A 26,691-nucleotide genomic window follows, 5' to 3' on the forward strand; every position below is an offset into this window, starting at 1 on the left:
GATCGTTTCTCCAGGGATTGAGTTGATTGAGGGCGGGCGTCACGCTCCGGTGGTGATCCGCTGAACGGCTTCGTCGGTCCACCAGACGGCGTTCGCGATCATGCGAAAGTTGATCAGCGCGGCGAGATATCCGTCGCCTTCGGGAACCTTCGCACCCGCCGTTGCATCGCGCACCACGGCGACCTCGAACCCGGTTTCCAACAGTTCGCGCATGTGGCTTTCGACACAGAGGTTGGCGGACATTCCCGCAAGGATCACTTTGTCGATGCCGATCTTCCGAAGTTGCAGCACCAGATCGTTCTGCTCGGGGCCATAGACTTTGTGCGGCGAGCAGACGATGGTATTTCCGTCTTCGATGTATTTCTTGTATTGCGGCATCCAGTCGGCGCCCGAACCTTCAAAGCCTTCCAGATTCAGCGGATCGGTCCGGTCGAACATATTGATGTTATGCATGACCCGTTCGAGCGTGCCCTCGAACTTCCACTTATGGTCCTGCGGATAGTAGTAATGCGGTGAGACAACCACCGGCATGTCCACCGATTTCGCCGCGATGAACAGACGTTCGAGATTGTCCACCACGCCTTGCTCAGAGACGCTCTCGCCGACAACACCCCAGGCAACGCCGTTGGGATCGAGAAAATCAACCTGCGGGTCGACGACCACCAGAGCGGTGCGTTTTGGATCAATCGACATGTCCATGTCAGGCAGGCCTGGATTTTCCGGATCGGCATATTGCACGCGCGCCGCTTCAGTGGCCGCTGCGGCGCTTTGACCGACGATTGCAACTGCGCTGGCCGCTGCTGCGCCTGCGGCGCTGGTCAGGACACGACGCCTGTCAAAATTCACCTTTTCAGGCAAGTGTGCGTCCTCGGTGTTCTGGCCAGGTTCATGATCGGATTTCATATTTGTTCTCCTTGGTTGAGGTTGAGCAGAGCGCTGTGACGCTGCAGAGAGATCGCGGTCAGGCGGACAAAGCTTCTCTGTTCGCAGCCAGTGAGGCTGCGTTGCCGGTGTTGAATATCTGCGCTGATCGCTGGGCCGACGACGAAAGGAGCGTCGGCCGTGTCAGGTCTTTAGATTGCTTAAAGACCCAATTCAGTCAGGCCCTTGTGATCCAGGGGCCGTGTCGCGCCTGTCCAGTGGAACAGACGTTGTGCCTCGTCGATGGGTAGGTCGTTGATCGATGCGATGCGCCACCTCATCAGCCCGTCTTCGGCGAATTCCCAGTTTTCATTGCCATAGGACCGGAACCACTGGTCGCTGTCATTACGCCATTCGTAGGCGAACCGCACCGCAATGCGATTGTCGGTATAGGCCCAAAGTTCCTTGATCAGCCGATAGTCCAGTTCGCGCACCCACTTGGCGGTCAAGAAGTCCACTATGGCGGATCGCCCGGTGAGGAAGGTCGCCCGATTTCGCCAAACGCTGTCGACGGTATAGGCCAGAGCAACTTTTACTGGGTTCTTGGAGTTCCAGCCGTTCTCGGCCATGCGAACCTTTTCTATTGCGGTTTCACGGGTGAATGGCGGCAAAGGTGGTCGGGTCATTTCAGTGTCCTTCAGATTGGAAGCGGGAAATCGGGGATGATGGATGATTGAATTCGTTCGGGTTCAGAACGCACCGCTGATTTTTGCGGCAAGCCGGACGGCCTCGACCACGGATGCGATGGTGCCCCAGACAGCGCAAGTCAGCACCAGAGCAAGCGTTCTTTCCTTGGGAATGGCTCTGCGCCAATTGCCGACTGCGGGGGCGAGAAACCGGGGATAGGCAGGAATGGACCCAGATCGGCTGGGTTCGCTGTGGCCGGGAGGAGAAACCACTTTTGGCCGGGGATGCCGGTCCATGCGTGCAGTCTGCTCTGGGTGTCTCATTCCTGCTTCTCCGGTCTAAGGGCGGCCGTCGTGTCGTCAGAAACGGTTCTGACCTTTACGCTTGCGCCTCCCTTGGGGCTGATGAGTCCAATCTAGGCAAACGGGGTCCTGCGGTATTGGCCGGTTCCGCCAAGGTTTTGGCAGTACCTGCCAATCCCCGGCTGCGTCTGGTACGTTAAGGTGACACCTGCCGGTATTGTGCAGGCGCCTCGCCGACCCAGCGCTTGAACGCCCTGCTGAACGTGCTTTGTTCGGAAAAACCGGTCAGAAATGCCACTTCTGCGATCGAGCAATCACTGTCGCTCAGCAAGTCTTGCACAAGCGACAGTTGCGCGTCCCGCAGCACCTCTCGGTAGGACAGGTTTTCATCTGCGAGACGGCGATAGAATGTGCGCTCGCTCATACCCATATGGGTTGCTACGTCAGCAGCCTGCGGTGCTCCGTCGCTAAGCCGTGAGGCCAGGTGTTCCAGCACCTCGCCCCTCAGCGAGCACGGTTCGGGCAGTTTCCGGATTTCTGCATCAAGGTGTTGGGTGAGGAAGTCGGAAATGCCTTGATCGCCCAGTTTGTTTCGCCGGTTCAGAATGTCTGGTGCGAATGCGATGGCGTTGTGCCTGGCTCTGAAGCGGACCTCGCACCCAAAGAAGGTCTCGAACGGCGTTGGATCTCCGCGACAGGCGTGCTGGAACTGAATGTGATCCAAAGCAATCTCGTCGCTGACAAAGCCTTTGATGTTTTCGGCAACAGCAGCCAGCGCACATTCATCACGGAGTTGAAGCGCCGGGTGATCCGGCGTGCGCGCCTCGAGCACAAATAACGCGGGTTCGCATTCTTCCCTGAGGCTGTACACGGCGGTATCGGTCAGCAGGCGGAAATACCGCGCGAGCCGCAGCAGGCTGTCCCTAAGGGTTGGGGCCGACTTTGCCGCAAGCCCCAGGGCGCCAAGATCGTTGCTACTTATTTCACGTGCATAACTGAAGACCAGTTGGGGATCATTCTGTCTGAATTGCCGTAGCCATTCGATCAACTCGAAATAAGCGCTGTCGGGAACCGTTTGCGTGGTGTGGCATTTCAGGTGAAAAAGTGTTTTCCCGTTTTGCTGGACCTCCCCACCAGCGGTCAGGCTAAGCCCGGCCGCTCGGGTTAAAGTGGATGCAAAGATGGCTGCAACAGACGCCATATCGGTTCCCCCCTTTTCAAGTCATTTGCGCGTTGCCTTTCAGCTGGCCCTATTCGATTGCGCGAGTTGCACCAGACACCTGAACCGGAGCTCGGGGTTGGTCCGGAATGACGACATTCAGCTTGGAAGGCATACCCATGTCGGCACCTTGCGTGATCACGATACCGCCGCCATGGGGCCAGCCAAGATCGCGCAGATATCCGGCAAGTGCTGCCGCGGCCGCGCCGGTGGCCGGGTCCTCGGCCACGCCACCGACCGCGAAAGCGTTCCGGGAATGGAACCATCGCGGACCTTCGGCCCAGATCAGGTTTATGGTGGTCAGCCCGTACTGCTCCATCACGCGCCGACCCTCGTCCAGATCGTAATCCATGTCCGCCAGCCGCGCGCGGTCGCGCAGCGCCAGCACAAGATGATCATTGCCCGCATTTGCAATCGCAGCCGGTATACCGGGGTCGAGGTCGCTGGCCACAAGCCCAAAGAGCGCCAGAGCCCTTTCGAGCAATGCGCTATCAACGGGATCACTGCGGGTCGGCGGCGACGTCAGTTCGATCTGAAACCGACCAGCTTCGTCCAGACGCCCCGCGACGCTGATGTCGCCTGCATTGATCCGCAGTGGGTAGGTGCCCGGCCCATTGCGTTCCGTCAAAACGGCCCCGAGCGCGATCGTGGCGTGACCGCAAAAATCAACCTCGCAATCTGGGGCAAAATAACGGACCCGCCAGTGATCTTCCTCGGGGGCGGCAAACACGGTTTCTGAGTATCCGACTTCTCCCGCTATGGCTTGCATCTCAGCCTCACTGGGTAAGCGGTCGCCGACAACGACACCCGCCGGGTTGCCACCGTCACCGTCTTCGGAAAAGGCGGCGATCCTGCGTACGTCAATCTTATCCATAATGGTCATGGTGCTATTCCTTGTGGGATCCGGACCTGCCCGGTCGGAACCGGGCAGGTCGTCGTTTACTTTTGTGTGCGCGGAAGAAAGTCGCGGATTTCGACGGATATGAGTTCGCCATATTCCTCAAGCGCAAAGTGACCGGTATCCAGCAAGTGGAACTCCACATCATCGAGATCCTTCAGATAGGGGTGCGCGCCTTCTGCCGGGAATATGTGGTCGTTCTTACCCCAGACGATCAGCGTTGGCGGCTGATGCTGGCGGAACAGGGCCTGCCAATTGGCGTATTCGTCCACGTTGGTGCCATAGTCGAGGAACATCTCAAGTTGCACCTCCTGATTGCCGGGGCGATCCAGCAGATATTGAACGTGCCAGAAATTGTCTGGGCTGACGGTCGAAACGTCTCCGACACCATGGGTGAACTGCCAGACGGTCGCATCCATGGTCAGGAAACCTCGCAAGGCATCACCATTTTCACGCGATGGATCGGCCCAATAAGCCTTGATCGGGTCCCAGAAATCGCGCAGCCCCTCTTCGTAGGCATTGCCGTTCTGGATGATGAATCCTGTGACACGTTCGGGGTGATCGGCAAACATGCGGTAACCGACCGGCGCGCCATAATCCATCAGATAGACCGCATAGTCATCCACCCCCTTGGCGTCTATCAGCTGCGTCACGATCTCGGCCGCGTTTGCAAAACTGTAATCATAGTGCGCTGCATCCGGCATGTCGGACGCGCCAAAACCCGGGTAGTCGGGGGCGATCACGTGATAATCCACCGCCAGGTCCGGGATCAGGTCGCGGAACATATGGGACGAGGTCGGAAAACCGTGAAGCAACAGAACCGTCGGATTGTCGGGGTTGCCCGCTTCGCGGTAGGCGATGTCCACCCCGTCGATTTCCATCTTTTTCATCGAAACCGAAAAAGGGCTTTCCGCTGCCTCAGAGGCGGGTGTTACCACGCCCGTCAACAGAGCGGTTCCAACCAAAACTGTCGCCAGAATGCTGCTGAGGAAATTCCGTTTCATTGTATAACTCCTTTGTTGATATTTTGAGGTGCCGCAGGTCGCGGCAAAGTGCAGGCGGCTCAGCCGAAACGCGCCTGAATCTCTTTGAGCTTGACGCGCAGGCGTTCGTTCTCAGCGCGTAGCAGGGTCAATTCGTCGCCGAATTCTTTTTCGGTCAGGCGTCTGGGGATATGTCGCGGACAATTCCAGTCAAAGGCTTCGATCGCTATTCGGATGCGACGCTCGGCCTGGTCGGGCCAACCTTCGGTGGGTTCTGTCGGACGCTCCTCGACTTCGACCCGGCCCCAGATTTTCAAACGCTCGGCGCGGGCGTAATTCATGATGATCAGTGCGATACGGTTGTCCGCCGCCAAATTGCCAAGGCTGATGTACTGGCGGTTGCCCTTTAGATCGGCATAGGTGATCGCATTCTCGCCATCGGCCTGCAAAAAACCGGGGGGCCCGCCGCGAAACTGAACATAAGGCCAGCCTGTTTCCGAAACGGTCGCCTGATAGAACCCGTCACATTCCTTGATAAAGGCGCGCTCGTGGTCCGACAGGATGTCACCGCCTGACCGTGCGTCAGTCAGGAAGTTGGCATAAGCGCCTGATCCGTTTCTGTCCTGCTGGTCCCGAACAGTGGGCGTGAAGGCGATCTTGGCAAAGGCATAGGCCATGTTGGTTCTCCGAGGGTCGCGATGACCGGGGTGTTTCGATCCTGTTCAGGCCGGGAGAGATGGGTTTGAGTATCCAACAGCCCCAAGGTAAACAGATCGGTTAATGTGTGCCCAAGGTGTACCGATCGGTTAATCTTATCAAGTAATAATATTTGATGGCCCTCATCACATCTCCTGTTCACGCCGAGTTGATTCGAGGTAACCATATATATTTTAGTTATTTTCTTGACAGATTTGACGCTCGGACTTATTTACCGATCAGTAAATGTGAGATGTGAATATGAGCCAAAACAAACGCGCAGAGCTGATTCGAAAAGCGCTTCTTCTGTTTTATCGAAACGGCTTTCATGCGACCGGTATGGACCTTGTGGCACGAGAAACCGGGGTGTCGAAAACATCGATCTACAAACACTTTCGCACCAAGGACGAATTGATCCTTGCAGTGCTCCGCCTACGGGATGAAAACTTCCGGAATTGGTTGTTCAGACGGATGGAAGAGTTGTCGGACACCCCACAAGGCCAGCTGCTGGCAATGTTCGACGCGCTTGAGGAATGGTTTCTCGAGGACGGCTTCAAGGGCTGCATGTTCATCAAAGCAAGCGCGGAATTTCAGGACCCAGAGAATGCAATCAATGTACAGGCCTATGCACACAAACGCATGTTGTTGGACCATTTCGCAGATTTGGCCAAAAGGGCTGGAGTCGAGAACCCGAAATTGATGGCCCGGCAACTCCTGCTGCTGAAGGAAGGGGCCATCGTCATTGCCGCGATGTCACATTCGGAAACTGCAGCGCGCGAAGCAAAGGTCGTCGCGGAAGTCTTGTTGGCCGGCTGATCGATTGTGCGCGACAGAACGGCTTAGTCCAAATTTGGTGCCGTAAGTCGCATGCGCTTTTGGTGAGCAATCGTAAAAATGTTTGAGTGCTGATTTCGCCTCAGGTTAGACGCGAAAACACGGCAACCGGCGAATTCAGGACTGCACTCACGACAATGACGCGTCCCAAGTCGATACCTATCTGTGCACCACTTACGCAAGTAAGAACCTTGCGGCGCAAAAGCCGGGCTTCATATGCCAACAACAGGCGGCTGGCAGCGCCTAATCCGAGTACGGTCGCGCGGTACAGAGGAGGTTGGTCATGCCATCGCCTCCTCTGTAGCAGCGAAGATCAGAACCAGATTGAGTCTGCAAATACCCGATGTACGATCCGCTCGCGCGTCAGGCCGCGGTTTTTAAGTTCTTCGTCGCTGAGCGATTGCAGGAACTCGACCTGCCGAACACGCGATTGGGCTTCCGCCACGCTGATGAGTACCGAGTAGATCGACGACCCGATAGACGCTATCAAACCGGGCAGCGACAAACGCGCCTGTGTGGTTGTTGCTGAGTGTGCCATTTGGACCCTCGTAAACGTTGGTCCTCCCTTGGCGTTCAATATTTGTCATCGGAACCTTGCTGAGTAGTGTATGTTTGCTCATAGCTCCATTGCGCGTGCTGCAATGCAGCGCAGGCTTGGGTCGCAGCAAGACGTACTTCTGCGGCGTCGATAGGACTTCGACAGGTTCGTAAGCTAGAAACGCGTCAACTGCCCGATGCAAATTGACAGATTTTAAGGCCCCAATTTGCCTTCTTGGGGAAAGATCAGAACGTACCCGCCCTTTGCACCCTGCTTGATCAGGCGGCGTCCTCTTTCGGGGGTTCCTTTGCCCCCGTCATGAAGGCCACGGCGTCGGACATCGTGTAATCCTTGGGATCGATAGTGCAGAGCCTTTTGCCCAGCCTATGCACGTGGATGCGGTCCGCGACTTCGAAGACATGTGGCATGTTGTGGCTGATCAGGATGATCGGAATGCCGCGCGATCTCACGTCCTGGATCAGTTCAAGCACTTTGCGGCTTTCTTTCACCCCTAACGCGGCAGTTGGTTCGTCCATGATGATGAATTTGGTTGCAAAGGCGGCGGCACGGGCAACGGCGACGCCCTGACGCTGACCGCCAGAAAGCGTCTCGACCGCCTGATTGATGGATTGTACCGTCATCAAGCCAAGTTCGGTCAGTTTTTCGCGCGCGAATTTCTCCATTGCCGGGCGATCGAGTTGGCGCAGGTATTGCCCCATGAAGCCCTGTTTGCGAATTTCGCGGCCCATGAACATGTTGTCGGCAATTGACAATGCGGGCGACATGGCAAGCTGCTGATAAACGATTTCGATCCCCATGTTTCGGGCATCAATCGGAGAGGTGAAGTTGACCTTCTTTCCTTCGATCAGAATTTCGCCCTCGTCCGGGATTGTCGCACCGCAAATCGCTTTGACGATCGAGGATTTTCCCGCGCCATTGTCTCCGATGACCGCAAGGATTTCCCCCTGACGCAGTTCAAAATCTGAATGGTCGATGGCGGTGACGTGGCCATAGCGCTTCACGATCCCGCGCCCTTGGACGACTGGAGTTGTGTCTGACATTAGCCCGATACCTTTCTGATCCACTGATCAACAGCGACCGCCGCGATGATGAGAAGGCCGATGAGCAAGAAGGTCCACTGCGCATCTGCGCCCAACAGCCTCAGCCCAAGAGTAAACACACCGACGATCAACGCTCCGAACAAGGATCCCAAAATGGAACCCCGTCCGCCAAACAGAGAGATACCTCCGATCACGACAGCGGTGATGCTTTCAATATTGGCCAATTGGCCGGATGTCGGCGAGACCGATCCGATGCGTCCTATCAAAGCCCAGCCCGCGAATGCACAGATCAGACCCGACAACATGTAGACGGACATCAGCGTTCGATGGACGTTGACCCCGGACAATTCTGCCGCTTCAGGATCATCGCCGACCGCGTAGACATGACGCCCCCAGGCAGTGTGTTTCAGCGCATAGGCCAACACGAAGATCAGAGCGAGCATGAATATCACGCCGACCGTAAAGGTCGCACCACCGATACTAAACTTGGTGCCAAAAAACTGAAGGAACGGAGCGTTGGCTTCGATGTCCTGGCTGCGAATGGTCTCGTTCGCGGAATACAGAAAGTTGGTCGCAAGAATGATCTGCCACATCCCGAGCGTGACAATAAACGGGGGAAGCTTAACGCGGCTGACAAGCCAACCATTCAGCGCCCCGATCATCGTTCCGACGGCCAGTCCGCACATCACTGCGATTGGCACCGGAATGCCATATCGGAACGTGAATTGCCCCATAATGACAGAAGAAAACACCATGATCGCGCCGACGCTCAGATCAATGCCTGCGGTCAGAATGACAAGGCTTTGAGCCGCAGCAACGATGCCAACAATCTGAACCTGTTGAAGGATCAGCGTCATTGCAAAGGGTGAGAAGAATTTCGAGCCCAGAAGCAGGCCAAAGATCAAAATTGCACCGACCAGCACGATTAGCGGCACAAAAGATGGATTAACATGGAGAAGATGCTGCAACTTCCCCAGAACGCCACGCCGATTGTCTTCGAACTCCGCGACAGTTTCTGTCCTGCTGGCAGCGGATTCAAATTCCTGGGTGCCTTGGTTTGCTTCAGACATATCTCCCCCTCTTTCGTGGCTGACAGTGCGACCACGAGGCTAGTTTACAGGAAGTTTTGGTTTGCTGTGAAAGGAATGATGAGGCGCAGATGCGCGCCTCATCCAACTGGTCTTTGATTAGCCCCAGCAGAGCTCCAGACCTTCGGCGACCGAGATCGACTCCACACCATCAACAGGTTGGTCGGTAATCAGCGCAACGCCGGTATCGTAGAAGTCTTTTCCGGGCGTGTTTTCAGGCTTCACGCCCTCGTCTGCCCATTTCTTTACGGCCTCGACACCCAGCGATGCCATCAACAGCGGATATTGCTGGCTGGTGGCACCGATAACTCCAGCTTCCACATTCTGCACGCCGGGGCAACCGCCATCAACGGACACGATCAGCACGTCGTTCTCGCGACCGATTGATTTCAGAGCTTCGTACGCGCCCGCTGCGGCCGGTTCATTGATCGTGTGAACAACGTTGATCGCTGAATCTTTGGCCAGAAGGTTCTCCATGGCACGGCGGCCGCCTTCTTCGTTGCCGTCAGTCACGTCGCTTCCGACCAGACGAGCATCCGTTTCGTCGCCGATCACATTCGGGTCGGCGAGGTCGACGCCGAAGCCATCCAAAAAGCCCTGGTTGCGTAGAACATCCACGGTCGGCTGACTGACATTCAGATCAAGCGTCGCGATCTTGGCATCGGCTGCCGCATCGCCCATCTTGGCCTTCGCCCATTGTCCGATCAGCAGACCAGCTTTGTAATTGTCCGTCGCAAACGTTGCATCGGCCGAGTCGATCGGGCTCAGCGGTGTGTCCAGTGCGATAACGAGAAGACCTGCATCGCGCGCCTGCTGAACAGCCGGGACAATCGAGCTTGTGTCAGATGCCGTCAGCAGAATTCCCTTTGCTCCGTCCAGAATGCAGGTTTCTATGGCTTGGACCTGAGTTTCATGGTCGCCGTCAATCTTGCCGGCAAACGCTTTTAGCGTCATGCCCAGCTCTTCGGCCTTCGCCGTCGCACCTTCTTTCATTTTCACGAAGAATGGATTGGTGTCCGTCTTGGTGATCAGGCAGACGGTTTCTCCGGCCGCTTGGGCAGATGCGGCAGCCATCGTAAGCGCGGCTGCGGAGGCGGCAAGCTTGAGTAAATTTTTCATATTATCCTCCCAGAAAATTGTTGTCGTCCCGCGCGGCAAGCCTGCGAGACCCACCTCCATCCTCCAATGCAGGTCATACGTATAGAAATGCGATTCTTGCCTTGCTGTCAATAAATAAATAAAGTTTATTTATTAATTTGCCGCGGCATCTTTTCATAAGGAAACGAGGTGGTTATGTTCAGAGCTATGGAGAAAGAGACGCTCAGACTACTGACTGGCGGCGTAAGTCAAAGCGGCGTTCGCGACCACAACGAGCGGCTGATTTTGACGGTTTTACAACGGCATGGGCCAACAGCCGGGGCCGATGTCGCGCGGCTTACGGGTCTCTCGCCTCAGACTGTGTCCATCATTATGCGCAAGCTCGAGAAGGACGAGATTCTCAAGCGCGGCACCCCTTTGCGCGGGAAAGTTGGAAAGCCGTCAATTCCGATGGAACTAAATCCTGAAGGCATCTTGTCTGTCGGAATGAAGATCGGGCGACGAAGTGCCGACCTGCTATTGATCGATTTTACCGGCAAACCGCGCCGCCAGCTTTCCACCACCTATGACTACCCGCTACCAGAGGCCGTCTTCGGTTTCCTGGAGTCAGGCCTGGAAACGCTTCTTTCTCGCGAACCTCAACGGCTTCGTGATCGCGTATGCGGGATCGGTATTGGCACGCCGTTCGAACTGTGGAAATGGCACGACCTGACCGGGCTTGCAGCCAGGAAGTTCAGCTCGTGGAAGAACGTGAACTTTTTCTCCGAGGTGGCCAAGTTCAGCGATCTGCCGGTGTTTGTGGTCAATGACGCGACCGCAGCGTGTCACGCCGAGCATCTCTATGGTCGTGGGGCCGAGTATCGCGACTACTTCTATTTCTTCATCGGTTCGATGATCGGTGGTGGGGTCGCACTGAATGGCACCGTGTTCGAAGGCAATCAGGGCAATGCCGGCGCCTTGGGCGCGATGCGCACGACGGGCCCTTTGGGTGAAAGCCAGCAACTGATTGATACCGCATCGCTGTTTTTGCTCGAGGACAGGCTGATCGAAGCGGGTGTCGATCCCGGTATTCTTTGGAAAAAGCCGCAGGATTGGAGCAGCATTGCAAGATATGTCGAACCGTGGATCGGCACGACGGCGCAGGAACTGGCCAAGGCCGCGCTTTCAATTTGCGCTGTTATCGACTTTGAGGCCATCTTTATCGACGGTGCCTTCCCGCCAGAAGTTCGCGAAGAACTGGTCTCAAGAGTACGCCGCTACCTGGTCAATCAGGACAAACGCGGCTTGATACCTCCGGTGGTCGAAGCAGCTGCGGTTGGCGAAAACGCCCGCTGCATCGGCGCGGCAAGCAGCCCGATTTTCCGCCAGTTTCTGTTGAACACCAACGCAGGGCTTTCCGGAATGTAGCGGTGGTTTGTTGTTGTCAGTTTACCAACGACGAAAGTATCGCAGGCCCCAGCACCGCGAACTGCACCAAATTCCAAGACCAGATCCTTCAAATCGGCTTCGCCACGCGGCATCTTTGGGCCAGATCGTTGTTACAATGGAATCTATGCCCTGCTGGAAGCAACCAGTCAGACAGTCGCAAAACCTTTAGAAATTATTGTTCGGGGCGGATTGAGCGAAGCGATCCTCAATTCAAAGAGTGTCTCTATCTGGTACGCCATTCGTGTTGAGGCCAGAAACAGAGCCGCAATCGAACCCTTTCAGTTAACTGCAATGCGAAGCTTTGGAACCTGGCCTTCAACGTGTTCGTACTGCTTCGAACGTTGTGTTTCGCGGTAAAAAATATCTCCTCCAACGTGCGCCCCGTGGCATTGCCAACCTAAAGTGACGAAAAAATTAAATCCGATAGCCGAAATCGCAAACCGGCCCAACCGTTTACCACAATCAAGAAAGCGCGTAACTTCCATCTTCGCGGTGAACTTCGCGCCCACTTAGCGGTGGTGTAAAAACACAGACAAGCCGCAAGTTCGCATCCGTGGCGCGGACTACGTGCCGATCATGCTGATCCAATGCGTAGAGAGTAAATGGCTCAAGGGAATGCCAGGTTTCATCGTCGGCTGCCCTGATCTGACCTGTGCCCTGGATACAATAACACGCCTCTAAATGGTGGGTGTATTCAAGCTCAAGTTCTGCGCCTTTTTCGATGATCGTATCCGTCAGCGAAAATCCCATGCCATCATAAGCCAGCAATAGCCGCCTGCTGTTCCAGCCCGGTCCATACACATCCCGATCTGAGCCAAGGATATCTTTGAGTGCCGTTACAATCATTCTTCACCGCCTTTTGTTACTATCTCACGCCGCGGTTCATCCCACCGTCGGACAGAATACTCTGACCGTTGATATATCGGGCACCATCGCTGGCAAGAAAGACGCATGCCTGTCCAATTTCTTCGAATGTTGCCGGCCGTTGCGCCGGGATCTCCCGTCGAGCCTGTTCAGACAGGTTTACGTTCTCGCAGAACCCGGGAAGCAGGTTGTTCATGCGTATGTTGTGCCGCGCATACCGATCTCCGTAAAGCTTTGAGAAACTGTGCAGCGCGCCACGCAGCGTGCTCATCGGATAGGGTGCGCGTGGTTCTATCGTGTTCATGGAAGAGATGTTTACGAAAGCACCTCCACCTTGTTCGATCAGCAAAGGCGTGACGATGCGGGCGATCTTCACGACGTTCAGCACGTACATATCCAAACTCTCGTGCCACAAAGCATCGCTGAGTTCCAAAAGCGGCCCGTCAAAGTCAGGATCGAAACCGACTGTTTTGATCGCTTCAGGTACCGTTCCGCCATGCCCCATATTGCTGACAATCGCATCAATTCGACCATACTTGCTCATGGTGGCATCAACCATCGCCTGCAAATCCTCGACATCCAGGACCGAGCCGCGGCGGCCAATGCCCCCAAGTTCCTCAGCCAGTTCAACCGATCGATTGGACGGAGACATAAGCGAGACTTTATAGCCCGCCTTTGCCATTTCGATGGCGCAGCCGCGGCCAATGCCTTGTCCTGTTCCCGTCATCAGTGCGACTTTGGTATCTGGCATGATATTCCCCTTTTTCAGGTTCATTGTGTGTGAGGTTCTTTGAACTGATCTCAGTGTAACGCCGAAGAATGATCAGTTGATATCGAGTTTATTGAAGATTGCTGTTAAGTTTTCTCACATGGCAGAAAACCTTAGACACCTTCGAGCCCTGCAAGCTTTTGACGAAACCGCAACCCACTCCAGCCTGACCAAAGCCGCGGATGCACTGAACGTCACCCACGGTGCGATCAGCCGACAAATCAAGTTGCTGGAGCTCCATCTTGGCGCGACACTCTTTTACCGCCGCCCCAAGGGCGTAGAACTGACAAAGGCCGGAGAGCGCCTGTATAGATCAACACGTTCGGCGTTTTCGGCGTTGCAACTTGGCGTATCGGAAGTGAAGCGATTGCATCACCGCCAGTCGATCACAGTCTCTTTGTCCACATCGCTGGCACTAAAATGGCTTGTGCCGTTACTTAGCTCGTTTCAGAAAGAACATCCGGGCATCGCATTGTTGCTGGACACAAACGATGCGTTTGCCGATTTTGATTCTTCCGAAGTCGATGTAGCCCTGCGGTTTGGTGAACCTGGTTGGGAAGGGTTACATCATGAGCAAATTAGACAAGAGGAACTGGTAGTTGTGGCCGCGCCGTCCATTGTCGAGAATGCAAACCAGCCGATGCAGGCTGAGGACATCGCCGATCTCCCATTGCTGCACGACGCCTTCAACGTCGGTTGGGACAGCTGGGCTGCGCAAGTCGGGCTAAGCGCTGATCGGATCAATTCGCAGAGTATCAAATACGTGGATAGCGCCGTTCTGTTAGAGGCGGCGATTGACGGGCAAGGTGTGGCATTGGCAAGGCATCTGTTGGTCGAGAGGGACCTAGAACTTGGCCGTTTGATCCGCCTCGACCAAAGCAGCGTTCCTTTGGATCGAGGCCTATACTTCGTCTGCCGACCAGGCGAGCAAGAGCGGGTCACCGTAAGAATTTTCAAGAAATGGCTCATGTCGATTTGAGCTCTGGGTATTATTCGCCCCAACCGGAACGATCTTTCATTCACTTTTTCAAAGGTGGAATTTGTCGGGCATTTGGTGCGGTCACTCGTCAATAAACTCGGTTTAGACGCGAATGTCCTGAATACTGACTTTTAGGGCGATGATTGCCCGGTTCTTGTGCTCATCAAAGTTTGTCGTCTCAGGTTCTGCCATGGTGCCTTCGCCAGCGACAAAGTTCCAAAAGATGACAATTGACCTGTCGACGCAATGTGCACGAAAGACCTCAAAATAATTGCTGGCAAGCAAGGACCCAGCATTCGCTAATCAACTAGATCCAGCGCTCTAAAAGTTAGTACGGCGCTCGCTAGAAAGCAGGACACTTGGCGAAAATAGTCAAAGTGGCGACCGATTAAGCATATCATCAAATCCCATTTGCAATAAGTTTTTCCTTACTCAGGAGGAGCAGAATGACCGATTCAGATACTATTTCCTTGGGCTATCACGTTGATCCATCGCGCTCTAGCTCATTGCAGGCTGCGGCATATACCGAGGACAAGTGGTTTGACGCTGACCTCCGCTCCATTCTCTCCAAGACTTGGCAATGGGTGTGCCATGTCGAGAAAACACGTGAGCCGGGATCTTTTGTAACGGTGAATATTGCCGGGCAACCTATTGCGGTGGTGCGTGACAAAGAGGGTACGCTTCGCGCCTTTTACAACGTTTGCAAACACCGTGCGCACGAACTGCTATCAGGCGAAGGCAATACCACGCGGATCATGTGCCCCTATCATGCCTGGGTCTATAAGCTTGACGGGCAATTGGCGCGTGCGCCACATACCGAAAACCTTGAAGACTTCAACAAGGACGAGATTTGTCTCGACGAAGTGCAGGTCGAGGAGTTTTGCGGATTTGTATTTGTCAATCTGGATCCAACCGCAGCTTCTTTGTCAGAGCAATCCGGAAACTTGGAAACCGAGGTACGCCACTGGGCGCCGGATGTGGATCAACTCACTTTTGGCCACCGTCTTACCTATGACATCAAATCGAACTGGAAGAACGTCGTGGACAACTTTCTGGAATGCTACCACTGTCCTACGGCCCACAAGGATTTTTGCGACCTAGTGGATATGGACACATATAAGGTCACAACCTACGGCATCTACTCGAGCCACATGGCTGACGCGGGAAACAGTCCAAATACCGCCTATGACGTGTCGAATGCCACGATAAAGACCCACGCAGTTTGGTGGCTTTACCCGACCACCTGCCTGATGCGGTACCCGGGACGCTCAAGTATGATCGTGTTGAACATCATCCCAGCCGGACCAGACCGAACACTTGAAACCTATGACTTCTTCCTTGAGACGCCGGAACCCGACGCGATGGAGCTGGATGCAATTCGCTATCTGGATGAAGTTTTGCAGGTCGAAGATATCAGCCTCGTCGAAAGTGTGCAGCGCGGGATGAATACGCCCGCGTTCACTCAGGGCCGGATCGTCAATGATCCGGATGGGTCCGGCAAGTCCGAACACGCCGTGCATCACTTCCATGGCCTGGTTCTGGACGCTTATGCAAAAGGTGCTGCGTGACGCGGCCAAATATCCTTGTGATCATGGCGGACCAGTTGGCTCCGCATTTCACGGGGGCCTATGGGCACAAGGTCGCCAAGACGCCACACCTTGATGCGTTGGCCGCTCGCGGCATGCGCTTCGACGCAGCTTATTGCAATTCCCCCCTGTGCGCGCCGTCACGGTTTGCCTTTATGTCTGGTCAGCACATCAGCCGCATTGCGGCTTATGACAATGCATCCGAGTTCAAGGCCTCTGTTCCTACTTTTGCGCATTATCTCAAATCGCTGGGATACCGGACCTGCCTGTCAGGAAAGATGCATTTCATTGGCCCAGATCAGATGCATGGTTTCGAAGATAGGGTGACGACAGATATTTACCCCGCAGATTTTGCGTGGACACCAGATTGGGAGGCCCCGGACGAGCGGATCGACAAGTGGTATCACAATATGCAGACGGTCAAGGAGAGCGGCTTGGCCCATACGACATTCCAGATCGATTACGACGACGAGGTTGGATTTGCCGCCAAACGTTGGCTGTTCGATGCGGCCCGCGACAAAGCGCTTGGCAACGACGCGCCATTCGCGATGGTTGCAAGCTTCATTCATCCTCATGATCCTTACGTGGCACGACCAGAGTGGTGGAATCTGTACGCGGACGATGACATTGAAATGCCCGCTTTTGTGCCCGCGCTCGAGGATCAAGACCCGTTCTCCCGTCGTTTGATGGATGGGATCGAAGCGTCTGTTGTGCCACTGACCGAAGAAGAAATTCGGCGCGCTCGGCGTGCTTATCTGGCAAACGTCAGCTACTTCGACAGCAAAATCGGCGAGCTGGTCCAAACGCTCGAAGAAACAGGTGAGCTGGAAAATACTATTGTGATGGTCACAGCCGACCACGGCGACATGCTGGGTGAACGCGGGCTATGGTACAAAATGAACTTCTTCGAGCATTCGGCACGCGTTCCTTTGGTCATGGCCGGGCCGGGCATTGCAGTTGGGGCCGCTCAAAACGCCGTATCGCTCGTCGATCTATTGCCGACATTTATCGACATCGGTGGCGGAGAAAAGACGATGATCGGAGAGCCGATCGATGGCCGCAGTCTAATGCCATTGGCCCGAGGCGAAGGAGACCCAGTTGATGAGGCTATCGGTGAGTACTGTGCCGAGATGACAGGCTACCCGGTGATCATGATCCGGCGCGGACCCCTGAAATACATACATTGTGATAGCGATCCAGCTCAACTCTACGACCTAAGCATTGATCCTTTAGAGACGAAGAACCTTGCCAGGGATCCGGACTATGCCGAAGCGGTAGCTGGTTTTTCGACCGAAGTGTCGTTGCGTTGGGACGGCAGCGAATTGCGAAGGCAGATAATCGCCACGCAAAAATCGCGGCGCGCGTTGCATGCCGCCATGGAAGCAGGGGCAAGCGCGCCCTGGGATTACAACCCGCCGTCTGACGCAAGTCAGCAGTTTGTACGCAACAATATGGATTGGACGGTGGCCGCACGCCGCTATCGCTATCCGCCCGTGAAGGATTGAAAGCGATGATGTTGAACCGGAAAATTGCCCTTGTGACTGGTGCGCGCGGCGGGATCGGGCGCGCGATTGTCGCCCGGTTCATAAGAGAAGGTGCAACAGTTTTTGCCGCTGACCTCACGCCGGAAGGGTCACTTGAAAAGCACAACGACGATGGTAGTCATTTTGTTAGATTGGATGTGACGCAAGAGGCAAATGTGATCGCCGCGATGGATCATGTGCGTGCGGCACATGGTAAATTGGACATCCTCGTGAACGCGGCCGGAATCGAGATTGAGAAGACGGTAGAAGAAACCACTCTGGAGGAATGGAACCAAAGCTTCGCAGTCAATTCCACTGGCACTTTCTTGACCTCGAAATACGCTATCCCATTAATGCGCGAAGCGGCGAGAACGGGGAACAGCGCGAGCCTTATTAACTTCGGATCTTACGACGGCTTCATAGCGGATCCCGGGCTTGCGGCTTATTGCGCAACCAAGGGTGCTGTACACGCTTTGACCCGTGCGATGGCTTGCGATCATGGCCCTGATGGTATCCGGGTGAACGCCATCTGCCCAGGCTATATCGACACCCCGATGTTGCAAAGCTTCTTCAACGGCGACGGATCCGGCGGCGGCGGTGGCAACATTGAAACGCTGCAAAAAGCCGTGCGCGATGTTCACCCGATGCGCACCTACGGGACGCCCGAGGATATCGCAAACCTGGTCAACTGGCTGGCTTCGGACGAAGCGCGCTATGCCTCTGGTCAATTGTGGGTTCTGGACGGGGGGCTGTCTGCACAGGTGCAGCAGATGAAGCTCTGATGCCCAAATCCGTCATTGTCACCTGCGCTCCTACAGGGGGCATCCATACGCCGTCGATGTCGCCGCATCTACCTATTTCGCCCGCCGAGATTGCGGCGGCAAGTATTGAAGCGGCGCAAGCTGGTGCTTCGATCATTCACCTTCACGCGCGGCATCCCGAAACTGGAAAACCCGATCCGCGACCCGAGCTGTTCAAGCAGTTTCTACCTGTTATCAAACAGTCTGCCGATGTGGTGATGAACGTGTCCACCGGCGGCGGCTTGGGGATGTCGATGGATGAGCGGCTGTTGGCGGCGGCCTCGACCAGTCCAGAGATGGCATCGCTTAACATGGGGTCGATGAACTTTGGCATCTTTCCGATGCTGCAAAAATACACCGAATTTCAGCACGATTGGGAACGGCCATTCCTGGAGATGACGGAAGATTTCATCTTTCCCAACACCTTCAAATCCATTCGTTACGCAATCGAAAAACTTGGTGGTGATCACGGCACCAAGTTCGAGTTCGAATGCTATGATCTTGGACATCTCTACAACGTCAAATGGTTCGTGGATCAGGGTCTGATCAAACCGCCATTTTTCATTCAGATGGTATTTGGCATCTTGGGTGGCGTTGGGGCCGATGCCGACCATCTGACCCACATGCACAACACAGCCGATAAGCTGTTCGGGGCACAGAATTACGAATGGTCTGTTCTTGCCGCCGGTCGTCACCGTTGCCTTTTGCAACCCAAAGTGCACTGCGGGGTGGCAACATTAGGGTTGGCCTCGAAGACAGCCTGTTCATCGGCAAAGGTGAGTTGGCAAAATCCCATGCGGAACAGGTCACACGCATCCGATCAATCGTTGAAAACCTTGGCCTTACGGTCGCGACCCCGACCGAAGTGCGCGCGCGGCTCGCGCTTAAGGGTGGCGATCAGGTTGGTTTCTAGGGAGTGGTAAATGCAGACAAAAATGTTGATCAACGGCGAAATGGTCGAAGGTACCGGTGAGGCTTTGGATGTCCTGAACCCTGCAACGGGCGAGATTATATGCAAAATAAAGGAAGCCAGCGATGCGCAGATTGAGGCCGCCGTACGCAGCTCAAACGAGGCATTTGAGATCTTTTCGGCTACGACCCCTGCGGAGCGTGCCGCGATTTTGCTTCACATAGCTGATGTTGTCGAGGCGAATAGCCATGAGTTAGCGGAGCTTGAAAGCCTTGATGTCGGAAAACCCTGGCCGTCAGCCCATGATGACGAGATGCCACTGACGATCGATGTCTTTCGCTTTTTCGCGGGCGCTGCGCGCACAATGATGGGTTCCGCTGCTGGAGAGTATGTCGCGGGTCACACCTCGATGATCCGACGTGATCCAATTGGTCCCGTCGCGGCCATTGCCCCCTGGAATTACCCACTGATGATGGCGTCCTGGAAGATTGCTGCACCAATAGCGGCAGGATGTTCGGTGGTGTTGAAACCCTCCGAAATCACGCCGCTATCTACTCTGCGACTGGCTGAATTGCTTCAAGATGTTCTGCCAAAAGGCGTGCTAAACGTGATCCATGGTCGCGGGCCCGGCGTGGGGAATACCTTGATGAACAGCCCACAGATGGAAGGGATCAGTGTTACGGGCGCTCCGGCGACTGGCATGGCTGCAATGCGGGCTGCTTCCCAGCAAATCAAACACGTACATCTGGAATTGGGCGGCAAGGCACCGGTCATCGTATTTGAGGATGCTGATCTCGATGCTGTGGCCGAGACGATCCGATATGGCAGCTTCTTCAACGCCGGACAGGATTGCGCACAGCCTTGCCGCGTGATGGCTGCAGACAAGGTGTACGACAAGCTTGTTGCCGCCCTTGCAGATCAGGTCGTTCAGATTCAGGTCGGCGAGCCAAAGGCCGAGGGAACCGAAATGGGCCCGCTTGTCTCTGCCACTCAGCGGGATCGTGTCGCGGGATTTGTAGATCGTGCACGCAGCAGTTCTGAAATTGTATCCGGAGGGACGTTTGGCGAAGAGAACGGTTTTTTCTACCAGCCGACTGTCGTCGCCAATGTCGACAACAATGCAGAAATTGCCTGCAATGAGGTCTTTGGCCCAGTCGTAACCGTATCTCGTTTTTCCGACGCCGAAGAAGCGCTGAAGATCGCAAACAACGGGCTATACGGGCTGGCCTCGTCAGTCTGGACGCGCGACGTCGGGAGCGCGATGAAAATGGCGTCCAAGCTGCGCTATGGTTTCACGTGGGTAAACACGCATGGGGTCGCAACCCCTGAGATGCCTTGGGCCGCGATGAAAGGTTCGGGCACAGGCAGTGATATGTCGGTCTATGCGCTGGACGCCTACACCGCCATCCGTCACGTCATGGTGGCACACTGATGCGGTTGACTAGCAAAAGAGCCTTTGTGACAGGCGGAAAGCAGGGCATTGGGCGCAGCATTGTTGAGGCTTTCGTCGCCGAAGGGGCCATTGTCACCACCTCTGGGCGTGGCCCGCGACCAGATGATCTGCCGGAAAACGTGGGTTGGTATACATTGGATGTGTCCGACGCCGAAGCGGTTGCGCAAATCGCCCGGACCGTCGGAGCGACAGATATCCTCGTAAACAACGCTGGCGTCCAGGTTGAAAAAACAGTGACCGAAAGCACAGACGCGGATTGGGATCTCGTGATGGGAGTAAACGCGCAAGGCGTTTTTAACTGTTGCCGGGCCTTCATACCGAAAATGTCGCAAGGTGGTTCAATCATCAACATCGGTTCGACCTCGGGCAATGTCGCGGACCCATCAATGGCGCTCTACAATGCGTCAAAGGCGTTTGTCCATGGGCTCACGCGTTCCATCGCGGTCGACCATGGACCTGCGGTGCGCTGTAATGCGATCTGCCCGGGATGGATTGAGACGGGTATGCTGGACGCAGCATTCGAACTTTCACAGGACCCGGAAGAGGCCAAAACTGATGCGCTGGCTCGCCACGCGGTCAAACGGTTTGGCAAGCCCGCCGACATTGCCGCGATGGCACTTTGGTTGGCCTCTGACGACGCGTCATTTGCGACCGGACAGTTGTTCACTGTGGACGGCGGTATGACGGCGGCCTCACCCCTTAATCCGGGACTGTTCTGATGTCAGAAATCGAAAGAACCGCCATTCTTGGAGCCGGTGTCATAGGGGCAAGCTGGGCGGCGCTGTTCCTCGCTTCGGGCCGCAGAGTAACTGTCTTTGATCCTGATCCGAATGCAGAAGAATCCGTTCGCGCTTATATCGAAAAAGCGTGGCCTGCGTTGAATGAGTTGGACCTCACAAAAACGGCTGGACCTGACGCCGTTTCCTTCGTTTCAACCGCAGAAGCTGCGGTGCAAGGCGCACAATTCATACAGGAGAACGTGCCAGAAAGGCTCCCGATCAAGCACTCGATCTATGCCGCGATTGAACCAGAATTGAAGGCTGACGCGATTGTCTCCAGCTCAACATCAGGCCTGACACTCGAAGCTTTGCAACAAGGGTGGCGCGATCCCAGCAATCTGATTTTAGGTCATCCGTTTAACCCGCCACATCTGATCCCACTGGTAGAGTTGACCGCGAACGACGCCACCGGCCCGGATGTATTGGACCGCACCGAGGCGTTCTACAAAAACATTGGCAAAGTCACGATCCGGATCAAGAAGGGTATGCCCGGGCATGTCGCGAACCGGTTGCAAGCCGCAGTTTGGCGCGAAGCCGTTCATATGGCGATTGAAGGTGTAGCCAGTGTCGAAGACATCGACAAAGCGATGTGGGCTGGCCCGGGGCTACGGTGGGCTGCGATGGGTCCGACGACCCTTTTCCATCTGGGAGCAGGTGACGGCGGGCTGCAGGCCTTTTGCGACCATTTCAAGGACACTTTCAACAATTGGTGGGATGACTTGGGCGATCCCCGTCTTGATGACGGTGTAATCAAAAAGCTGGTCGACGGTATTGCTGCACAAGCGCAAGGCCAAAGCACCGAAGAGTTATCAGCGCAACGGGACAAGATGCTTACAGCGATGCAAAGAGCTACTCGACACCTACGGATTTGATGTCAGGTTTAAACATCGGCCAAGCGCGAAACTCAAATGGCGTACGGCCTTCAACACGGTCGGCGCTTGGTGTCAGACCAAAGCGTTTGCGATATGCCCGGCTGAAGTGAACCTGCCCGTTAAACCCTGATGCTTCTGCAATCTCACTGAACTTCAACTCGGTTTGCGTCACCAAACCACGCGCGCGATCAAGGCGTATGTCACGGTAGTACTCAACCGGCGACTTTTGGACATATTGTTGAAACAATCTGCTTAGCTGTCGTTGCGAGATCTTCAGCTGCGCAGAAATTTCCGGGATCGATAAAGTGGATTCTAAATGCGCCTCCATCAGGTCGATCGCGTCCTTCACGACACCCGAGGTCACATACCCGAGTGGCTCTGAATCTTTGGGGTTTTGTGATTGACCTTCACCGCGGACGTTGTGATGAAAAAGATATCGCGCAGATGCATTGGCAACACTTTCACCAGCGACAGAATGGACCAACCGCAGACCGAGATCGGTTGCTGCAGAGCCCCCGCAACACGTAAACACCTTGCCATCCATAACGATCATGTTTTCTGACACGATAGTATCATGGGCCAATTCGTCGAAGGCATCGATGTGTTCGTAGTGAACCGTTGCGGTCTTGCCTTTGAGTAACCCAGTAGTCGCAAGAACAATCGCACCGGTATCCAGGCCACCAATAATGGCTCCGCACGCCTCCCATTTCTGCAGGGCCACCTTGAACTGGGGGGTTCCGTGACGCTCAGGCGACCAACTTGTACTCACCAGAACCAGCCAAGGCTTGCGCCCTGTCACGTCCGCCAATCGGGCGGTGTCCACGGCCAACCCGCTACTGGACTCAATTGGGCCACCAGGGTCTGACACATAGGTCCAGGAAAATCGCGCAGAACCTGTCAGGTAATTTGCCACTCTGAACGGATCAACGAAAGAAGTCGTTGCCGAAACGTTGAAATGCGGGCTCACCAATACAACGATGTCCAGCTTGCGGTCTTTTGGCAGCATCATGGCCAATTTTGTAAAATAGCGTCCAATATTGTCAATTATGTTCTGGAAACGACCGCCTCTACCACTATTGCAGTTGTAGTATATCCGGAACGCATAGCTTTCTTTTTGCCGGCATTTTGTCCGCACCATCCGATCGTTTCAGTCGTCGCGGACCGTCTTTGACCTTTATCTTCGGCTTAGCTAGCGGGCCCTTTAAGGTCACTGGCCAGGGGCTTTTCGAAAGAGGTTCGCCAATCTTGCGGGGCTGTAGATTCAAATCCAAAACCTTGCCCGCCACATTGACACCGCCGAATACGACAACTTGGACATGATCTGTTTCCAATGTGGTTTGTTTCGTCGAAATGCTCCCATTGGAAATACTGATCGGCGCGCGCAAACACACGATTGGTGCAACCTTTTGTTTCTTCTTGGTAAATACCCAAGGTAGCACCCCTAACCCTGCCAGATCCAAAAGCTGGGTCTCGATCGAGCCATCACGCATTGAAACCGTGGCATTGCCGTTCATGCTGTTGGCAAAATGCTTGGCTGAATCTGTTCCTCCGGTCACAGAAAAATCTGCATAGATCGTACCGCTTGCGCCCTTTTTGAAGTTCAGGCTGTGAAGAATTTCATCCAGCTGCCAGCCTCCTGCTTTGCCGGTCAACGTGAGTAGATGCGCGTCATTCGATAGATCCATTTGCCCGCTGACGTCGAAATGAGCACCTCCGTATTCGAACTTCAAAGGTCCTGCCCTGAGTTCGTTTTCGTCGAGCGTCAGTTCACTTTGCAAACTGCTGATACCTTTGGCCCCCTCGATATGTCGAAGATCAATATCAACATCCATATCCATCCCGGACAGAAGAATTGAACGCCCGATAGGTTTCAGTGTCACATCTCTTAGAGGACCAGTTGCATCGGCTTCTTGAGTGACGTCTTCCTCGTCGGAATCGGAACCGCCTATCTTTCGCAATTGTGCGGCGGCCTGAACGATGGTCCGGATCTGATCTATCTTTATCAGATCACTCTCTATCGAGCCCCGCAGCACAGGAGCATCAGTCGCATCATCGAGATCGGCCACAATTTGCAGGGCAGAGTCGGCGACTTCGACATTGGCGCTTGCGTTCCAATCCGTGCCCTCGCTAATGAGGTCGATTTCAAAGCGCGCCTGCCCGGTTTCCACACGTTCAAGCAATAGGGCTTCTAGCAAATCCGCTCCGGATGGGACTTCGACATCAATTGCCAAATTCAAGTTCTCGAATTTGAGTACATCTTTGACAGTGCCATGAACCTTGAGGTTCCAAAGTTTCGTATCGCTTGTCTGGCCATCCAGATTCGTCAGCGTCAGCTGATTGATGTCGCCGTTCAATTGAAAGTCGCCGGAAAACCTGCCGAGTTGATCATCCGGTCCCAGCAGCTCTGGCGAGATCAAGCTGCTTGCTGGAATATCCATCAACCCTTCGGCCGATATGCCTTGCAATTGCAACGCATCTTCGACCGAACCATTTAAAACGATAAATGGATCTGCCGGGTTCCCAATTCTCAAGTTGATGTTCCCAACTCGCAACGCGCCTTGGGGTGTTCTGGAAAGCTCGGAAAACTTGATCGGGGGCGGCCCTTCACCAGAGGTGTCCAATGTGAACCCGTTGGTTTTGATGACCATTTGCCGCTGCGGAATCTGCCCGGGCACGCTGTCGATAACCATATCAACTGCGATAAGCTTTAGATCATACCGCGATGCGGCTGGGGCCGGTTCAGCATCTTCTGGGTACAACCGAATGCGGGTTGTGAGCGATACGTCTTCCGGGTTTCCCAACTCTCCGATTTGCCCCGTCAACGAAAGACTTTGCCCGCCTTCCAATTCAGTCAATACCGCCAGGTCATCAATTCGGGCTACGCCGTCGACCGATTTGAATGTTGCACCAATACTCCCTGACCCCTCGAGAACTCGGTTGAGCTTCAGGATATCAAGAAGCTGGCCAAGTTCGGAAACCTCTAGGGTTGTCTTCACTTGTAGCCCGTTCTCTTGAGGGATTTCCTCTGCGGCAATCGCGATCTGTTGAAAGTTCACCGCTACCTGGAACGGGTCTTCCGAAGGGAAGCTTGCGCTCAGATCAAACGTCTCTCCGTTTAGCGAACCGGTCCCAGCCGCGGTTGCAATATCGGTTTCGGTGTCGCGTTTCAAAAGCAGCTCAGCAAGCTGCAAATCCAACACAAGCCCGTTTAGATCATTTTGGTAAAGAACCGAGATATCGGTCAGGTCAATTTTGTGATCCGTCAGAATTCCAGGCACATGCAGATTTGGAGATTTAGCGGAATTCCCGGCTTTAGCCCCCGTCGGGGAAATGGACTGCCAGTTTCCGACGCCGTCCTTGTCCGTAATCAGGTTGAGATGAACACCCGAGAGAGAAAGGTCACTCAGCGACAGTTTACTGTTCCAGAGGTCACGGGCAGAAATTTTAAACTCAAGTTCGTCGATTGCCGCCAGATCCGCGTTATCACTCTGCGAACCGGGCAGTACCAGCCCTGCCGCAGTTACCTGCAATTGCCGGCCAAGGCCCAGTCGTACTTCATTTTCTATAACGACGTCCTGTCCAAGTTTCTTGGAGATCAGGTTTTCGACGAAATTGGTCCTTAATGAGGAGAACAACGCAGAGGACAAAAAGAGCCAAGCCGCAATGGCAGCGACAATCGCGACAGCGCAACAGACCACTAGACCTCTTGTTAGGTATCGCACGCTTTACTCCTTAAGTTCAGATTCAATTCTTAGTCAGCCTAATCCATTAAAGCATTATGTTAGTCGAATATATGCCCCGTTGTTTTCCTGAACTTGAACCATCTCGGCAGTACAACTGATGCCCCTCGCTGATTGGGTCGAAATGCGAAGAAACGGAAAGGACAACCTTTCGCTTTATGCTGTCGTCCCCCGTTTCAAGACAGCTGACCATAAGCAAGTGTTGCTAACCGAAGACGTAAGCACTGTTTGAGCTTTGAGGGCCGCGAAACGACGCGTCGTCGGAACCAATCGCCGCGACGTTCGTTCGATTTCACACAACAATCCAATTACTGTTATATATGAATTCTTCGAAAGATGAGGACACGATGAACTCGCTAACCAGAATAACACGCGGGATAGGCGTCGCTTTCAAGGACGCCAGAGTGAAAGGCCTTCTTGCTTTTACGGTCGGAATGATATTTTGGGCCTCGGTCTTTTATCACTTTGTCGAAGGTTGGAGTTGGCTCGACTCAATCTACTTTTCTGTGGTGACAATTTCGACAGTTGGCTTTGGCGACTTCTCACCTGAAACGGCGGCAGGGAAGATCTTTACAATGGTATACATCATCGTAGGCCTCGGCGTCTTCGTGACTGCGGCGACGACTGTGGCAGACACAATCTTGTCGCAAGATGACGACAAAAAAGCGGACAAGTAGATTGCGCCCAATTTTGCCGTTCGGCGTGAATGTGCGGGCATCAACT

General features: G+C 54.6%; 25 protein-coding genes and 1 pseudogene. 11 read left to right on the forward strand and 15 right to left on the reverse strand.

The genetic code is table 11. The features are described 5' to 3' along the window. Positions 1–39: 39 nt before the first annotated feature. From ACR0JA_RS19775 to ACR0JA_RS19805, 7 genes are all read right to left on the reverse strand, one after another. A complete protein-coding gene (locus tag ACR0JA_RS19775; RefSeq protein ID WP_480578757.1) occupies positions 40–903 on the reverse strand; it encodes a cysteine hydrolase family protein in 864 nt (287 codons plus the stop codon). Between the two features lie 179 nt (positions 904–1,082). Beyond that, positions 1,083–1,547 (reverse strand): nuclear transport factor 2 family protein, encoded by a 465-nt coding sequence (locus ACR0JA_RS19780; protein WP_480578759.1) that lies wholly within the window; start codon positions 1,545–1,547, stop codon positions 1,083–1,085. A 63-nt stretch (positions 1,548–1,610) separates the two neighbouring features. Then, positions 1,611–1,871 (reverse strand): hypothetical protein, encoded by a 261-nt coding sequence (locus ACR0JA_RS19785; protein ID WP_480578761.1) that lies wholly within the window; start codon positions 1,869–1,871, stop codon positions 1,611–1,613. 175 nt (positions 1,872–2,046) lie between these two features. Continuing rightward, positions 2,047–3,051 (reverse strand): AraC family transcriptional regulator, encoded by a 1,005-nt coding sequence (locus ACR0JA_RS19790; RefSeq protein WP_480578763.1) that lies wholly within the window; start codon positions 3,049–3,051, stop codon positions 2,047–2,049. 49 nt (positions 3,052–3,100) lie between these two features. Next, positions 3,101–3,952: a PhzF family phenazine biosynthesis protein gene (locus ACR0JA_RS19795; RefSeq protein WP_480578765.1), complete on the reverse strand. Its 852-nt coding sequence runs from the start codon at positions 3,950–3,952 to the stop codon at positions 3,101–3,103. 56 nt (positions 3,953–4,008) lie between these two features. Continuing rightward, positions 4,009–4,971, reverse strand: coding sequence for an alpha/beta fold hydrolase (locus tag ACR0JA_RS19800; RefSeq protein WP_480578767.1), 963 nt, complete (start codon positions 4,969–4,971; stop codon positions 4,009–4,011). A 59-nt stretch (positions 4,972–5,030) separates the two neighbouring features. Then, positions 5,031–5,627, reverse strand: coding sequence for a pyridoxamine 5'-phosphate oxidase family protein (locus tag ACR0JA_RS19805; protein ID WP_480578769.1), 597 nt, complete (start codon positions 5,625–5,627; stop codon positions 5,031–5,033). Positions 5,628–5,907: 280 nt separating this feature from the next. On the opposite strand from ACR0JA_RS19805, the gene ACR0JA_RS19810 reads away from it, so the two are divergent. Beyond that, the gene (locus tag ACR0JA_RS19810) at positions 5,908–6,462 is read left to right on the forward strand and encodes a TetR/AcrR family transcriptional regulator (RefSeq protein ID WP_480578771.1); all 555 of its coding nucleotides are present in this window, start codon (positions 5,908–5,910) and stop codon (positions 6,460–6,462) included. Positions 6,463–6,793: 331 nt separating this feature from the next. On the opposite strand, the gene ACR0JA_RS19815 is transcribed toward ACR0JA_RS19810, so the two are convergent. From ACR0JA_RS19815 to ACR0JA_RS19830, 4 genes are all read right to left on the reverse strand, one after another. Then, positions 6,794–7,018 (reverse strand): hypothetical protein, encoded by a 225-nt coding sequence (locus tag ACR0JA_RS19815; protein ID WP_480578773.1) that lies wholly within the window; start codon positions 7,016–7,018, stop codon positions 6,794–6,796. Positions 7,019–7,296: 278 nt separating this feature from the next. Beyond that, a complete protein-coding gene (locus tag ACR0JA_RS19820) occupies positions 7,297–8,079 on the reverse strand; it encodes an ATP-binding cassette domain-containing protein (RefSeq protein ID WP_480578775.1) in 783 nt (260 codons plus the stop codon). Next, positions 8,079–9,149: an ABC transporter permease gene (locus ACR0JA_RS19825; protein ID WP_480578777.1), complete on the reverse strand. Its 1,071-nt coding sequence runs from the start codon at positions 9,147–9,149 to the stop codon at positions 8,079–8,081. Before ACR0JA_RS19825 ends, ACR0JA_RS19820 begins: the two co-directional genes overlap by 1 nt. A gap of 117 nt (positions 9,150–9,266) precedes the next feature. Beyond that, positions 9,267–10,286, reverse strand: coding sequence for a substrate-binding domain-containing protein (locus tag ACR0JA_RS19830; RefSeq protein WP_480578779.1), 1,020 nt, complete (start codon positions 10,284–10,286; stop codon positions 9,267–9,269). Positions 10,287–10,472: 186 nt separating this feature from the next. On the opposite strand from ACR0JA_RS19830, the gene ACR0JA_RS19835 reads away from it, so the two are divergent. Beyond that, positions 10,473–11,672 carry an ROK family transcriptional regulator gene (locus ACR0JA_RS19835; protein ID WP_480578916.1) on the forward strand — a complete coding sequence of 400 codons (1,200 nt, stop codon included), beginning with the start codon at positions 10,473–10,475 and terminating at the stop codon, positions 11,670–11,672. Between the two features lie 483 nt (positions 11,673–12,155). Here ACR0JA_RS19835 and ACR0JA_RS19840 read toward each other — a convergent pair whose 3' ends face one another. Together ACR0JA_RS19840 and ACR0JA_RS19845 are read right to left on the reverse strand one after the other, a co-directional pair. Beyond that, entirely contained in the window at positions 12,156–12,539 is a 384-nt protein-coding gene (locus ACR0JA_RS19840) for an ectoine synthase (protein WP_480578781.1), read from the reverse strand. 19 nt (positions 12,540–12,558) lie between these two features. Then, entirely contained in the window at positions 12,559–13,308 is a 750-nt protein-coding gene (locus tag ACR0JA_RS19845; RefSeq protein WP_480578783.1) for an SDR family oxidoreductase, read from the reverse strand. Positions 13,309–13,426: 118 nt separating this feature from the next. Between ACR0JA_RS19845 and ACR0JA_RS19850 the strand changes: the two genes are divergently transcribed. The 8 genes and pseudogenes from ACR0JA_RS19850 (at position 13,427) to ACR0JA_RS19885 (ending at position 22,228) form a co-directional block, all read left to right on the forward strand. Beyond that, the gene (locus tag ACR0JA_RS19850; RefSeq protein ID WP_480578785.1) at positions 13,427–14,305 is read left to right on the forward strand and encodes a LysR substrate-binding domain-containing protein; all 879 of its coding nucleotides are present in this window, start codon (positions 13,427–13,429) and stop codon (positions 14,303–14,305) included. A 446-nt stretch (positions 14,306–14,751) separates the two neighbouring features. Beyond that, positions 14,752–15,873: an aromatic ring-hydroxylating oxygenase subunit alpha gene (locus ACR0JA_RS19855; protein ID WP_480578787.1), complete on the forward strand. Its 1,122-nt coding sequence runs from the start codon at positions 14,752–14,754 to the stop codon at positions 15,871–15,873. Then, positions 15,870–17,396, forward strand: coding sequence for a choline-sulfatase (gene betC / locus ACR0JA_RS19860; RefSeq protein ID WP_480578789.1), 1,527 nt, complete (start codon positions 15,870–15,872; stop codon positions 17,394–17,396). The genes ACR0JA_RS19855 and betC overlap by 4 nt, the downstream gene beginning before the upstream one ends. A gap of 5 nt (positions 17,397–17,401) precedes the next feature. Beyond that, positions 17,402–18,196 (forward strand): SDR family NAD(P)-dependent oxidoreductase, encoded by a 795-nt coding sequence (locus tag ACR0JA_RS19865; protein WP_480578791.1) that lies wholly within the window; start codon positions 17,402–17,404, stop codon positions 18,194–18,196. Then, positions 18,196–19,127, forward strand: a pseudogene (gene kce / locus ACR0JA_RS19870) (3,5-dioxohexanoate:acetyl-CoA acetone transferase). The gene ACR0JA_RS19865 and the pseudogene kce overlap by 1 nt, the downstream one beginning before the upstream one ends. A 10-nt stretch (positions 19,128–19,137) precedes the next feature. Further along, a complete protein-coding gene (locus ACR0JA_RS19875) occupies positions 19,138–20,556 on the forward strand; it encodes an aminobutyraldehyde dehydrogenase (protein WP_480578793.1) in 1,419 nt (472 codons plus the stop codon). Positions 20,557–20,582: 26 nt separating this feature from the next. After that, positions 20,583–21,296, forward strand: a complete 714-nt coding sequence (locus ACR0JA_RS19880; RefSeq protein ID WP_480578795.1) for an SDR family NAD(P)-dependent oxidoreductase — start codon at positions 20,583–20,585, stop codon at positions 21,294–21,296. After that, positions 21,296–22,228, forward strand: coding sequence for a 3-hydroxyacyl-CoA dehydrogenase NAD-binding domain-containing protein (locus ACR0JA_RS19885; RefSeq protein WP_480578797.1), 933 nt, complete (start codon positions 21,296–21,298; stop codon positions 22,226–22,228). The genes ACR0JA_RS19880 and ACR0JA_RS19885 overlap by 1 nt, the downstream gene beginning before the upstream one ends. Here the strand turns inward: ACR0JA_RS19885 and ACR0JA_RS19890 are convergent. Together ACR0JA_RS19890 and ACR0JA_RS19895 are read right to left on the reverse strand one after the other, a co-directional pair. Further along, on the reverse strand, positions 22,206–23,366 hold the full coding sequence (locus tag ACR0JA_RS19890) for a GlxA family transcriptional regulator (RefSeq protein WP_480578799.1): 1,161 nt from the start codon (positions 23,364–23,366) through the stop codon (positions 22,206–22,208). The genes ACR0JA_RS19885 and ACR0JA_RS19890 overlap by 23 nt on opposite strands. Then, positions 23,302–25,950, reverse strand: a complete 2,649-nt coding sequence (locus ACR0JA_RS19895; protein WP_480578801.1) for an AsmA family protein — start codon at positions 25,948–25,950, stop codon at positions 23,302–23,304. The genes ACR0JA_RS19890 and ACR0JA_RS19895 overlap by 65 nt, the downstream gene beginning before the upstream one ends. A gap of 422 nt (positions 25,951–26,372) precedes the next feature. Between ACR0JA_RS19895 and ACR0JA_RS19900 the strand changes: the two genes are divergently transcribed. Further along, positions 26,373–26,645, forward strand: coding sequence for a potassium channel family protein (locus tag ACR0JA_RS19900; RefSeq protein ID WP_480578803.1), 273 nt, complete (start codon positions 26,373–26,375; stop codon positions 26,643–26,645). Positions 26,646–26,691: the final 46 nt, after the last annotated feature.

It is taken from the genome of Ruegeria sp. AM4 (genome assembly GCF_056540665.1).